Consider the following 13,772-nt stretch of genomic DNA (forward strand, 5'->3'; position numbering starts at 1 on the left):
AATTGATTTAATACTATGAAAAATTGGACTTTTAGGCAATGGAACACCGTCCTCGGATGGGTAGTTTTCGTCATTGCATTTTTCACGTACTTGTCCACCATAGAGCCCAATTTCAGTTTCTGGGATTGTGGAGAGTACATTTCCTCAGCAGTAAAATTAGAAGTAACGCACGCCCCCGGTGCTGCATTATTCCAGATTGTGGGTGCCGTGGCAGCCATTTTTGCTTTAGGAAAGGGCGAAAATTATTCTATCGTGATCAACGCGATGTCTGCATTGTTTAGTGCTTTTACGATTTTGTTTTTGTTCTGGACGATTACACATTTCGTAAGAAGACTTTTAAACAAAGACTTTGAAGACGTTACGAGACATCAGGAAATTTCTATTCTTTTTGCAGGTTTGGTAGGCGCTTTATGCTTTACCTTTTCAGATACGTTCTGGTTTTCTGCTGTGGAAGGAGAGGTTTATTCGATGGCTTCTATGTTTATCGCGCTTTTAGTATGGTTAATTACCAAATGGGAAAACGAATATCAGGCGGCAGACAGCGAAAGATGGATTATTCTTATTTTCTTCATTTTAGGACTTTCTGTAGGAGTTCACATGATGTGTATGTTGGCGATTCCTGCAATCTGTTTCGTGTATTATGCAAGAAACTATAAGTTTACGTGGAAGAACTTTTTGTGGGCAAACGTGATTACCTTAGTTATTTTAGCGATTGTTTTTAAAGGAATTTTCCCTTTCATCATGACGATGTTCGGAAAACTTGAAATTTTCTTTGTAAATGGTTTAGGCTTACCTTACCACTCAGGAACAATTGCCGGATTTGTTTTAACGGTTGCTATTTGCTATTTCATCATTAAATATGCAAAAAAAGCAAAGAAAAATATTTTTCAGACAGCAGCTTTATCAATTGTTTATATGATGATCGGGTTTTCTTGTTGGATGGTAATTCCTATTAGAGCGAATGCTAATCCTCCAATGAACCTTAACGATCCAGACAACGCGATCGGCATGTTAGATTATTATAACAGAGTACAGTATGGTGACTGGCCAACAGCTTATGGACAAAACTATACGGCATTTCTTGATGCGAACGGTATTCAGAAAAATGAAGACGGAAGTTTTAAAACTGAAAAAACCGGAGACATTTACGAAAAAGACGAAAAAACAGGAACCTACAGAAAAACCGGAGACCGTTTCAATTACGTTTTCAACAAGTCTCAGGTAAGCTTTATGCCGAGAATGTTCAACGAAGATAAAGATGTAATGGCGAATTACATTTCGATGTACGGAGCACCAGACTTTACCTTTAATTATGCCAATGAAGATGTGGCAGATAATCCTGAAGCAAAGCAGGTTTTCGATGAATTGAGAAAGAAATACGAAGATAAATCGATCACAGTTGCTGATTATTTAAAAGTAAAACCTTATAATTTAATTAATGTTCAGAGACCAACTTTCGGTCAGAATTTAGATTATTTCTTCACATTCCAGAACGGTTATTATTTTGTAAGATATCTGATGTGGAACTTCGTAGGAAGACAAAATGACCTTGAAGGAAACATGGAAAGTACAAAAGGAAACTGGATTTCCGGGATTCCTTTTATTGATAATGCATTGTGGGGAAATGCCGATAAAATGCCTTCAAAATTCAAAAATGAAAGTACGGTAAAATTCTTCTTCTTGCCTTTATTATTAGGATTGATAGGATTTTTCTTCCAAATGAATAGAGATTTCGGTAGATTTTATGCAATTCTTTCTTTATTCATCATTACAAGTGTCGGAATTATTTTCTACACAGGGGTGAAGCCTTTCGAACCGAGAGAAAGAGACTACGCAATGGTTGGCTCATTCTATGCTTTTGCGATTTGGATTGGTTTAGGTGCAGGTGCCATTCTTTGGTTCTTACAGTCTAAAGTAAAATCGAACGCTGCAAACATTGGTTTGGGAGTTGTTTTATTGGGTGTTCCTTTTATGATGGGCTTCCAGAACTACAACGTTCACGACAGAAGTGACAGATTTACAGCTTATGACTATGGATATTCTATTTTAAAAACATTACCGAAAAATGATATTTTATTTGTTTACGGTGATAATGATACGTATCCGGTTTGGGCAATTCAGGAAACTCAGCAGTTCAGAGATGATGTGAAAGTAGTTAACTTCACGCTTCTTTCAACACCTTGGAATATTGATCAGGTAAGAAGAAAAACTTATAATGCAGATGCGATACCTAGTGTATTAACGCATGATGATTACAGAGATGGCTCAAACGACCAGATTTATCTGATGAAGAAAAACGACTGGGAAGGAATTTTCGCTTCGTTAAAGGAACAAGGCGCTCCGGAAACAGAACTTCAGTCGTTCAGAAAATATTTAGTTCAGGATTCTATGACGTTGAAAGAAGCCGTAAACTTCATCAAACATAAATCTCCTGAAAAAGATGAAATCCTTAAAATGATCTTCGGTGAAGAGAAATATGAAAAGTATAATTTCTTACCGGTAAACAAATTTATTCTACCTGTAAATAAAGAGAATGCTTTGAAAGCAGGAATCATCAATCAGGCAGATCTTCCGAATACGGTAAACCAAATTATGGTTAAATATAGATCGAATACGCTGTATAAAAACAACTTAATGATGTTTGATATTTTAGCTAATTTCGATTGGAAAAGACCTATAAATTTCTCTTCTGGAGGGGTTTACGACAGCGAAAATATTTTCTATCTTGATGAATATCTTCAGTTTGACGGTTTCAGCTATCGATTAATTCCGATTCATACGCCACAAACTCCGGATGGTGAAATGGGAAGAGTAGATGCAAATTCTCTTTATAACACCGTGAAAAACTTCAAATGGGGGAACTTCAAAAACCTTAATAACCATTTTGATGAAACAGCTACTTCTAATATTATGAGCTACAGAAGTTCTGCAAGCAGAGCAGCGGCAGCATTAGCTATGAGCGGACAAAAAGCAAAAGCGCTTGAATTGTTAGATTTAGCAGCAAAAGAAATTCCGGCTCAGAAGTATAATGACCCTCGTTCTTTAAGCTCTTTGGTTTACGGATATATCGTTGCAGGACAAGAGAAAAAGGCGTTGGAACTGGCTGAAGTTCTTAAAAAAGGAATTTTTGAAGAATATGATTATTATGCAAGCCTTAAACCTTCTGAACAGAGATATTTAAGAAGAGCGATGGGAGTGAAGCCGATGGAATATTCGATGGTGGTGAAAGCTGTTACAGATGCTTATACTCAGATTGGTCAGAAAAATAAAGCGTATGATTATTTGGTAAGATCTATAGAGCCAATTGATAAGAAATTCAATACTTTTGTAGGTAATCTTAAAGAAATGGGTAAAGAAAAAGCCATAAAAGAATCTGAAAACGTGCAGAAAATAACGCCGTTCTATCAGTATTTATTCGATGTGATGGAGCCTTTTGATTCTACCTATTCTAAAGAAAAAGAAGAACAGATTACAACATCAATTATCAAAGCAACGCAATAACCAGAAACATTTTTTAAGATGATGAAATATTTAGGAAAAACTAATTTCCCTTTAAAAGTTTTTTCAATAGCCATTTTTATATGGATATTTTTAGCAGTAAGTATTTTTTTACTCAACAAATATGTGGTATTTACCGGGAACAATCTTGTATTTCCGTTCTCGGTAATCTATCCATCCTCATTTCTATTAGTAGGCAGTTTATTCTGCCTACTTTTTTTAGGTACGGGGCTCTTGGCTTTTTTACACTATGAAAAGCTGAATTTCTTTTGGATCTTCCTGATTTGTGTTGTATTAATTATTTTAGGGAATATGGGTCAGGGAAATGTAGATATAGCCTTTCTGCAGCCGTTTTATTACAAAGGAAGACAGTATTACACAGATGCTTTAAACATTACCGACTGGCAATTATGGATTCAGAATTTCAACAAAAATCTTGAATCTTTCCAGCTTCATACAAAAACGCATCCACCTTATACCACATTACTTCATTATGCGTTCATGGAATTGTTTAACGGTAGTATTTTAGGGATGAGCTTAGGCTTCTTAGCGATTTCTGTTTTAAGTTTTCCGTTGATGAATCTATTAATGAAAAATTTTAATATCGATGCTCAAAGAAGAAAATTATTACTACTTTTCTTCGCGGTAATTCCTTCGGTTAATATTTATCTTTTAGTTTCAATTGATGCTATTGTCCTTACTTCTATGTTACTTTTCCTTTGCGGAATTTCCCAGATTTATATTCAAAATAAACTAAATTTTGTTGGCGTTTTAATGGCTTCTGCCGGACTAATTATTACTAATATGCTTACTTTTTCAGGTTTATTTCTGCTTGCGTTTGTTGGAGTTTTATCGCTGATTACTTTGTATAAAAAGAATTTTGCCGTTTTCTTTGCTGCTGTTATCAGCTTTATTTTTACGGTCGGATTTTTTTATTTCAGCTACGAATATACAGGAAGCAATCATTTAACAACCTTTTTTGAAGCAAGCCATTCAGAAAACCCGAAAGGATTTATGCTATTGCATTCTCCGGTTATTTATTTCTTTACACGATTAGAAGACATTGGCGAAATATTGATTTTCCTTTCCTTCGCATATGTGGCTTATTTCTTTAGCTTTAAAAACAGAAATTTTTACCTCTTTAAAGACAAACAGGTGAATACTTTTTCTTTTTCAGGATTAATAGCGTTAGGATTAATGCTTTTAACCGGAGCTTACGGAACGGGCGAAACAGCAAGAGCTTGCTTGTATATCGTTCCGTTTTTTGTTTTGTTTTTAAAAGACTTGAGACAGGAAAAATTAAATGTTCTTTTCGTAATGTGTTTATTACAAACGTTTGGAATGCAGTTAATCGGAAATTATTATTGGTAAAAACTAGAAATTATGAAATATTGTGCATTTCTTCGCGGCGTAAATGTAAAAGGAACCAATATGAAAATGATAGATGTTTGTCAGGTTTTTAAAGAAGCCGGAATGAACGATGTTATTTCTATCTTAGCTTCCGGAAATATTATTTTTTCATCAGATAAAAAACCTGAAGATTTAAAGATCATCCTTGAAAAAGCCATGTCTGAACATTTTTCTTACGAAGCTTTTTTATTCATTAAATCTCATAAAGAAACAGAACATTTGTGGAACGGAAATCCGTTTCAAAAGAATAAAGATTTTCATACGTATGCTTTCGTAGGAATCGACGGAATTGAGAATATTTTGATGAATGAATTCGAATCTGCTGTAAAAACAGAAAATGAAGACGCAAAAATTGTAAATCATATTTTCTACTGGCAGGTTCCGAAAGGAAATACATTAGATTCGTCATTTGGAAAGGTGTTGGGCAAGAAAAGTTTAAAAGATCAATTCACCAGCCGAAACATCAATACATTTGAAAAAATTATAAAGAAAATGAACTAAGTCCTTTTTTAAGGGCTTTTTTTAATGAAAATTATCGCTGTGCTAGCTTTTTTCTTTTTAAATTCGCTTTCTGTTATAAAAAATTATTATTAATGATCTATTCAAAAGAATATACGGTAAAAGATGAACATATTGATGTTCAAGGCATTATGGACGGACTGTACTATCCGTTTTATATGGAATACTGCAGGCATGCTTTTATTGATGAAGTGTTGGGTTTTAACCTTGAAGAAGAAGCCCATAAAGGTAATAATATGGTGTTGTCCGAATATAAGATAAACTTTGTGAGATCTTTAAAAAAAGATGACACAATAAGCGTTACTTGTGAGTTGTATCGCGATAAAGACGGATTGCCAAGACTTCATTTTAAACAATCTATTATTTTAAACAAGAAAATTGTTACCAAGGCTGTTTTTACAGGAACCTGCGTTCCGGCAACCGGAGGAAGACCATTTATCCCTGAATCTCTGCAAGCGATTATAAAAAATGCTCCCGTTTTGGAATAAAATGGGATTTTTTTTGGGTTTAAAACTAAATTGAAAGATTTAAACTATATCTGGGATATCTATCAAACCTGCGAAATAATTTCTAATTCCCGAACTTTATCAGTATTTTTACTGAACTTTTTAATTAAAATAAAATGATTCAGTATTTAGATAATATTCAGCACAAAGATTCCAAAAACTTTTTCTTAATTGCAGGGCCGTGCATCATCGAAGGTGAAGATATGGCACTAAGAATCGCTGAGAAAGTCATTGAATTGACAAATAAATATAATATTCCCTACATTTTCAAAGGAAGTTTCAAAAAAGCTAATCGAAGCAGAGTAGATTCTTTTACGACCATTGGTGAAGAAAAATCTCTTGAAATCCTTAAAAAAGTAGGTGAAACATTCAATATTCCGACAACGACAGATATTCACGAAAATGAGCATGCAGCTTTGGCGGCTCAATATGTGGATGTTCTTCAGATTCCTGCATTTTTAGTGCGTCAAACAGACCTTTTGGTTGCTGCTGCGGAAACAGGAAAATGTGTTACCTTGAAAAAAGGACAGTTCCTTTCTCCGGAATCAATGAAATTTGCCGTTCAGAAAATTACAGATTCCAAAAATGAAAAAGTTGCCATCATTGAAAGAGGAAACTCTTTCGGATATACAGATTTAATTGTAGATTACAGAGGGATTCCGACTATGCAGCAATATGCACCTGTCATTCTGGATGTTACCCATTCTTTGCAACAGCCCAACCAGAGTTCTGGGGTTACGGGAGGACGTCCTGATCTTATAGAAACCGTAGCGAAAGCAGGTATTGCAGTGGGAGCAGACGGTATTTTTATCGAAACACATCCAACACCCGAAACGGCTTTATCAGACGGCGCCAATATGTTAAGATTAGACCTTTTGGAAGATCTTTTACAAAAATTAACCAGAGTAAGAGAAGCTATTTTATAATTCATCTTATTCATTTTTATTTGAAGCTTTTTCCCGCTTTCCGCACTCGCTATTTTTCAGTTTTGGTTTGTGCGGCTGGCCTTGCCAGCCGCACAAACCAAAACTGAAAAATGAGCTCAAACAAAGCTTCAATCGGGGCTAGGGAAGTTGTCATTTTAATAAATGTTAAAGAAAGTTTAAATAAGTTAAAATAAATTGTATATATTCACGTTTGAAATTTTAAAACATTTCTTTTGAAAAAACTAGTTTTACCGCTGAGCCTTATGGTTCCTGTATTAGTATTCTCTCAAACCAAGAAGAAGGATACGATGAAAACCACAGATATTGAGGAAGTCGTTTTCCAGAAAAAAGTAGCAGGAAATACGAAAGACATTACCAATGTGAAAATTTCCGCGAAAGATGCTAAAAATGTAGCCAGTATTTCCGGAGGTATTGAAGGGATTATCAAAACGTTACCTTCTGTTAACTCCAATACAGAACTTTCTTCACAATATATGGTTCGTGGTGGAAACTATGACGAAAACCTGATCTATATTAACGATATTGAAATCTACAGACCTTTCCTGATCAGAAATTCTCAGCAGGAAGGTTTAAGTATGATTAATCCCGACATGGTTTCTACCGTTAACTTCTCAGCCGGAGGTTTTGAAGCCAGATATGGTGATAAAATGTCTTCTGCGCTGAATATTTATTACAGAGAACCTCAAAAATTTGAACTTTCCGGAGAAGGAAGTTTAATGGGCGGAAGATTAACGGCTGGTTTTGCTTCAGGAAAAAAAGATGAAGACGGAAATAAAAAATTTACTGCTTTATTTTCAGGAAGATACAGGAATATGAATCTTATTCTTAATACGTTAAAAGAAGATACAGATTTCAATCCTGTCTATATGGATTTTCAGACGTATATGAATTACCATATCACTCCAAAATTATCATTGTCATTTATCGGATATTATTCTAAGAATGATTATGAAATGATCCCAAGAGAAAGGAGTGTAGATTTCGGAAGCTTACAGCGACCACTAAATCTTACCGTTTTCTACAATGGAAAGGAAGACGACAAGTATAAAAATATGATGGGAACGATTTCTGCGAACTATAAACCATCGGATAAGTGGAAATTTACTTTAGATGCATTTTCTTATCAAAACAGAGAAAGAGAATATTATTCTATTGGTTCTTCTTATATTTTACAGACATTCGATCCTGTGACGGGTGATCCGATCACCTCTTATGATGCGGGCGGACAAATAGAACATGCTCGAAATGATTTATTTGTAAGAACTTACGGTACACAGTTCAGGGCTCGTTTTTCACCCAATGTGAATACCGATTTTGAGGTTGGATTTAAATATGAAAAAGAAAACCTTAAAGATTTAACCAATGAATGGAAATTGATAGATTCTGCGGGATACAGCATGCCAAGACCTATTGATGATCCTAGAATTGGTGATTATTCTGATCTTGAACTGGCTTATAGAATTGCAGGAAATAATCATATCGAACCGACAAGAATGTCTGCTTACGCACAGTATTCTCAGAAATTTTTCTGGGGAGCAAGCAAAGTTTTCATCAATGCCGGGGCTAGAGTTTCCAACTGGAGCTTCAATAAAGAAACTATTTTCTCACCAAGAGTTCAGTTTGCCATCAAACCCGATTGGGATTCTGATATGTTGTTTAAACTTTCCGGAGGTATTTATTATCAGTCGCCTTTTTATAAGGAAATCAAGGATTTAGATGGGAATTTTAACAGCAATATCAAATCTCAACGTTCGATCCAGGCAATTTTAGCGAATGATTATGAATTTTATATGTATGACAGACCGTTTAAACTAACAACGGAAGCATATTATAAGAAAATGAATAACCTGATTCCTTATTATATGGATAATGTTAGGATTCGTTATTCGGGGCAAAACAATGCAACGGGTTATGCTTATGGTATTGATACCCGCTTATATGGAGAATTTGTTCCTGGAGTAGATTCTTGGTTATCCGCAAGTTACGCGAGAGTTTATGAAAATATAGACGGAAGAGGAGATATTCCGAGACCAACCGATCAAAGATTCAGGTTTGCCATGTTCTATCAGGATTATATGCCGCAGTTTCCGAAAATGAAAGTGAATCTGACGTTGACTTACGCCATGGGATTACCCACAGGAGCACCTGTTTTTACAGATCCTTACAGCTATCAGAAAACGTTGCCAGCCTATAAAAGAGTGGATTTAGGACTTTCTTATGCTTTCATAGAGCCTAAAGAAAAGAAATCAGCGTATGGATTTTGGGGAAATTTTGAAGAATTAACTTTAGGAGTTCAGGTCTTTAATGCCTTTAACATTAGAAATACGGTGGCTAATCAATGGATTTCGGATTCAGCGACAAATATGGCATATCCGGTTCCTGTACGCTTAACAGGACGTTTCTTTAATGTAAAGCTTGAATTTAAGATTAAATAAATTGTAGGAATTAGGGCATAGGATTTAGTAAAAAACTATCCTTAATCATCTGCGAAATCAAAAATAAAAAACCTCTTGAAATCTTCAGGAGGTTTTGTTTTTACCAAATTTTATAACAACAATACATAATTTTATAACATCAATCTCAAAGATATTTTTACCTTTGCTCTGTAATGAAAAAGATTCTTGCCATATTATTCTCTGTTTTCTACTTTGGATTCTCTTCCGGGGCAGTTTTCAGCGTTCATTATTGCATGAATGAATTGGCTTCTGTCAATAAGAAAGTTGACGATATTTGCAGCAAATGTGGGGTTAAAACAAAGAAAGACTGTTGTAAAACAGAAATTAAATTATTAAAAGTTGATGATTCTCAAAAATCAGATTTCTTAAAAATTGACTTTTTAAAACAAATTTCAGAGCTTCCAAAAAATGAATTTTTCTTTGTAGATCAATCTTTTTCAACTACAAAATTTACTCAGATTCAGATCAATGCGCCGCCGAAAAGTCGGTCGGTTCCGATCTTTATTCATCATTGTAATTTCAGAATTTAGAATTCGTCAGTCGTTTGATTTTAAAATCGTTACGAACGACAGGCTTTCTTGCTTTATGAGCAATACAATTAATAATTCTATCTTAACATTTGATTGTCTCAAAATAATTCATAACAAGAGTTATCTTCTTGGCTGGGTGAAACGCCTTTGCGAACAAAAATATTTTCAAACATTCAAGAAAATTATTGCGCTCTTTGTGTTAAAATTAAGACAATCAATACAATTAATTCTAAAATTTAAAACAATGAAAAAACATATCATCACAGCAGTATTCTCTTTATTTTCAGTTATTTCAATTGCGGCACAATCTAAAAAAGATGTGCAGGTTACTAAGCTTTATCAAAACTACATTGCGATAAAATCAGCTTTAGCTTCAGATGATGCAGACAAAACGTCAAAAGCGGCGACCGAATTCATCAAAACTGCTTCTGCAATCGATGTTAAGCAGGTTTCAGAAGGAAATTTAAATATTCTTCGAAAAGATGCAACAGCAATCTCAGAAGCAAGAACAATCAACACTCAAAGAGAAACGTTTATGAATCTTTCAGACAATATGATTGCTTTGGCAAAGGAATTTAAAGTTTCAGAAAATCCGGTGTATGTTCAGTATTGTCCAATGGCCGACGGAAGCTGGTTGAGCGATGAATCTAAAATCATAAATCCTTACTACGGAAAATCCATGCTTTCTTGTGGAAACGTGAAAACTACAATTAAATAATAATTGTATCTTATTTTAAAATAATGAGTTGTATAGCTTAAATTAAAATTTACTTTATATAAATTATTCAACAGATTCTTCACAAACTTTGAGATCTTATTTAAGTGAAACGCCTTTGCTAACTTAAAAATATTCTCAATAATCTAAAGAAAATCTTTGCGACCTTTGCGTTAAAAACTCAGAAGTATTAGGTAAATCAGTTAAACAATTGTTTTCAAAGTTTGTCATCCTGAAAGGATCTTGACATAGTATTAGAAAATAGAGTGAAAAGATTCTTGGTTAGATCCACTCAGGATGACACCTTAATGTATATTTCAAACGTTCAAGTAAATTCAATATTTAAAGTATTAAAATTCAAACTATACAACTTCAAAAAACTTCGAAATATTATGAAAAAACTCATACTATTTCTGATGCTTCTATTCTCCGTTTTCAGTTTTTCACAAACAACAAAGACCTATTTTACCTGTCCGATGGATCCCGAAGTTGTTTCTTCAAAACCGGGTGACTGCCCAAAATGTGGAATGACTTTAAGGAAAAAAACAGTTATCATAAAACCTAAAGTTGTTGCAAAACCAGAAGTGAAATCTGTACCGAAAACGAATATAAAATCAACAGAAATTAACAATAAAGTTAAAGCTAAGATTGAGAAAAAGAATGATGTGAAAAAGGTGAAGGATGTAAATATTTCTAAGCCTGTTTTAAACTCTAAAAATAAAAATTTAGCGCAATCAAAATCTCAACCTAAACTTCAATCTCAAAATCATTTCCAATCTCAAAAATATACTTGTCCAATGCACCCGGAAGTAATTTCCGATAATCCCGGAAAATGCCCAAAATGTGGAATGGATTTAGTAGAAATTGAAAAAAATTCTTCACATCAAGCTGAATCTGAGCAAGAGTCTCATAATTTTGTTTTAAAAAGAAATTCAGAAAATGGGAAAGTAAGTTTTGGAGGAAAAACGGTTCGTTATGATTTATATGTAAAAGATACGATCGTCAATTTTACAGGAAAAACCCGTCGCGCAATTGCTGTAAACGGAAAACTACAGGCTCCAACTTTATATTTTACAGAAGGCGATACCGCGGAAATTTATCTTCACAATATGCTGAAAGAAAACACAGGTTTTCACTGGCATGGCGTGATTTTGCCAAATGAACATGATGGAGTTCCATATTTAACGACAAAACCTGTAAAACCTGGCGAAACGCATTTATACAAGTTTAAAGTTTCCCAAAATGGAACCTATTGGTATCATTCTCACGAAGGTTTGCAGGAGCAGATCGGAATGAACGGAATTCTGGTTTTCAACAAAAGAGAAGGTGAACCAAAAGTGAATTATACCAAAGAAATTCCTGTATTGTTAGGAGATTGGAGTGATGAAGATCCGATGCAGATTGCAAGACGGCTTCACATGGCAAATACAGATTGGTATGCGATTAAGAAAAATGCGGTTCAAAGTTATTGGGAAGCTATAAAATCTGGAAATTTCGGAACAAAGGCGCTGAATGAATGGAAAAGAATGGAAGCAATGGACGTAAGTGATGTGTATTATGATAAATTCCTCATCAATGGACAGCCAAGTTCTGAATATTCTCAATTAAAAGCGGGAGATAAAGTTCGGTTGAGAATCGCAAATGGGGGTTCATCCACCTATTTCTGGTTGAATTTCGGCGGTGGAAAAATAAAAGTGGTTGGAAATGATGGAAACGATGTCGTTCCTGTAGAAGTCGATCGTTTGATTGTCGGAGTTTCGGAAACTTACGATATTGAAGTTACGATTCCTGAAAATAAAAGTTTTGAATTTCGAGCAACTTCGGAAGATAGAATTGGTCATGCTTCGCTTTGGTTGGGTTCGGGTGAGAAAGTAGAAGCTCCGAATTTACCAAGACTCAAGCTTTTCGAAGGCATGAAAATGATGAACGGAATGATGGAAATGAGCGGAAATATGAAACCGATGAACATGACGATGAGCAATCAAATGATGGATATGAATGAAGTGATGTATCCTGAACTTTCTGAAAGTCAGCGAAAAATGACGATGAAACATATAAACGAAATGATGGGAATTAAGACGAAGGAAAACGAAGATCATTCCAATCATTCAGAAATGAATATGCTGGAAGAAAAATCGATTAAAAGGCTATCTTACAATCTATTGAAGTCTCCAGAGAAAACAATTCTTCCTTCAGAAAATGTTCGAGAATTAAACTTCAGATTAGAAGGAAATATGAACCATTATCTGTGGACGTTGGATAATAAAACCGTCACAGAAACGGATAAAATTCTGGTTAAAAAAGGGGAGATTCTTAGAATTACGATGTATAATAATTCGATGATGCGCCATCCAATGCACCTTCATGGCCATGATTTTAGGTTGATTAATTCCAAAGGGGAATATTCCCCCATGAAAAATGTGGTTGATATCATGCCAATGGAAACCAATACAATTGAATTTGCTGCAAACCAAGATGGAGACTGGTTTTTTCATTGTCATATTTTGTACCACATGATGGCAGGAATGGGAAGGATTTTCAGTTATGAAAATTCAAAACCGAATCCTCAGCTTCCGAACAGAAAATTGGCTTGGAGAGATTTTATGAAGGATAATAGGATGGTAAGTTCGATGGCGATGGTTGATATTCAGTCAAATAAATTACATGCAGAAACAATGACGATGTTTGGACCGAGATGGGCGAACCTGAATGAATTTCATTCTAATTGGGATTTTAATCATTTTGACGGAAATTTTAAAGTCGGAAGATTTTTAGGAAAATTCCAATGGGCATTGCCTTATGCAGGTTTCAGAATTCAAAAAAATCATGAAATTATGGAACGGCAAATGGCGGAAGATATGGGAATGGATTTTCATGGAAAGAAAACCTGGTTCGGACAGCAAAAAGCATCAAAAACGAAAGCTGCTTTTATTGTCGGGATGCAATATGTTTTGCCCATGCTGATTACAGCAGATGCAAGTGTAGATCATAATGGAAAGGTTTTATTGGAATTGAGTAGGGAAGATATTCCGCTTTCGAGAAGATTGAGAGGAAATTTTACCGTTAATTCTGATGGAGAATTTAGTACAGGATTACGATATATTCTACAAAAATATATATCTGTTTCCGGAAATTATGATAATGAAATGGGCTGGGGAGCCGGAATAACTTTAACCTATTAAATAAAAAAA

Annotated in this window: 9 protein-coding genes; all 9 read left to right on the forward strand. The window is 34.6% G+C overall.

Features of this window, described 5'->3' with window-relative positions:
* The first annotated feature begins 15 nt into the window (after positions 1-15).
* The 9 genes from OXQ85_RS06350 to OXQ85_RS06390 all read left to right on the forward strand — a co-directional run bounded on the left by OXQ85_RS06350 (position 16) and on the right by OXQ85_RS06390 (position 13,763).
* On the forward strand, positions 16-3,501 hold the full coding sequence (locus tag OXQ85_RS06350) for a DUF2723 domain-containing protein (RefSeq protein ID WP_267402979.1): 3,486 nt from the start codon (positions 16-18) through the stop codon (positions 3,499-3,501).
* Positions 3,502-3,519: 18 nt separating this feature from the next.
* Complete coding sequence (locus OXQ85_RS06355; RefSeq protein ID WP_267402980.1) at positions 3,520-4,869, forward strand: hypothetical protein; 1,350 nt, start codon at positions 3,520-3,522, stop codon at positions 4,867-4,869.
* Positions 4,870-4,881: 12 nt separating this feature from the next.
* Positions 4,882-5,409 (forward strand): DUF1697 domain-containing protein, encoded by a 528-nt coding sequence (locus OXQ85_RS06360; protein ID WP_267402981.1) that lies wholly within the window; start codon positions 4,882-4,884, stop codon positions 5,407-5,409.
* Positions 5,410-5,501: 92 nt separating this feature from the next.
* Positions 5,502-5,915, forward strand: a complete 414-nt coding sequence (locus tag OXQ85_RS06365; protein WP_267402982.1) for a thioesterase family protein — start codon at positions 5,502-5,504, stop codon at positions 5,913-5,915.
* A gap of 134 nt (positions 5,916-6,049) precedes the next feature.
* Positions 6,050-6,859 carry a 3-deoxy-8-phosphooctulonate synthase gene (gene kdsA / locus OXQ85_RS06370; protein ID WP_267402983.1) on the forward strand — a complete coding sequence of 270 codons (810 nt, stop codon included), beginning with the start codon at positions 6,050-6,052 and terminating at the stop codon, positions 6,857-6,859.
* 233 nt (positions 6,860-7,092) lie between these two features.
* Positions 7,093-9,315 (forward strand): TonB-dependent receptor, encoded by a 2,223-nt coding sequence (locus tag OXQ85_RS06375; RefSeq protein ID WP_267402984.1) that lies wholly within the window; start codon positions 7,093-7,095, stop codon positions 9,313-9,315.
* A gap of 173 nt (positions 9,316-9,488) precedes the next feature.
* Positions 9,489-9,866 (forward strand): hypothetical protein, encoded by a 378-nt coding sequence (locus tag OXQ85_RS06380; protein ID WP_267402985.1) that lies wholly within the window; start codon positions 9,489-9,491, stop codon positions 9,864-9,866.
* A gap of 244 nt (positions 9,867-10,110) precedes the next feature.
* Positions 10,111-10,584, forward strand: a complete 474-nt coding sequence (locus OXQ85_RS06385; RefSeq protein WP_267402986.1) for a DUF3347 domain-containing protein — start codon at positions 10,111-10,113, stop codon at positions 10,582-10,584.
* Between the two features lie 389 nt (positions 10,585-10,973).
* The gene (locus tag OXQ85_RS06390) at positions 10,974-13,763 is read left to right on the forward strand and encodes a multicopper oxidase domain-containing protein (protein WP_267402987.1); all 2,790 of its coding nucleotides are present in this window, start codon (positions 10,974-10,976) and stop codon (positions 13,761-13,763) included.
* The last annotated feature ends 9 nt before the right edge of the window (positions 13,764-13,772 follow it).

The organism is Chryseobacterium sp. GM_Chr_2 (assembly GCF_026540445.1).
In the GTDB taxonomy this organism is placed as follows: Bacteria; Bacteroidota; Bacteroidia; order Flavobacteriales; family Weeksellaceae; genus Chryseobacterium.

Excerpts from the sequence above, each read along its gene's own strand:
- OXQ85_RS06350 (WP_267402979.1), top strand. The coding sequence starts at position 16 with ATGAAAAATTGGACTTTTAGGCAATGGAACACCGTCCTCGGATGGGTA.
- OXQ85_RS06355 (WP_267402980.1), top strand. The coding sequence starts at position 3,520 with ATGATGAAATATTTAGGAAAAACTAATTTCCCTTTAAAAGTTTTTTCA.
- OXQ85_RS06360 (WP_267402981.1), top strand. The coding sequence starts at position 4,882 with ATGAAATATTGTGCATTTCTTCGCGGCGTAAATGTAAAAGGAACCAAT.
- OXQ85_RS06365 (WP_267402982.1), top strand. The coding sequence starts at position 5,502 with ATGATCTATTCAAAAGAATATACGGTAAAAGATGAACATATTGATGTT.
- kdsA (WP_267402983.1), top strand. The coding sequence starts at position 6,050 with ATGATTCAGTATTTAGATAATATTCAGCACAAAGATTCCAAAAACTTT.
- OXQ85_RS06380 (WP_267402985.1), top strand. The coding sequence starts at position 9,489 with ATGAAAAAGATTCTTGCCATATTATTCTCTGTTTTCTACTTTGGATTC.
- OXQ85_RS06385 (WP_267402986.1), top strand. The coding sequence starts at position 10,111 with ATGAAAAAACATATCATCACAGCAGTATTCTCTTTATTTTCAGTTATT.
- OXQ85_RS06390 (WP_267402987.1), top strand. The coding sequence starts at position 10,974 with ATGAAAAAACTCATACTATTTCTGATGCTTCTATTCTCCGTTTTCAGT.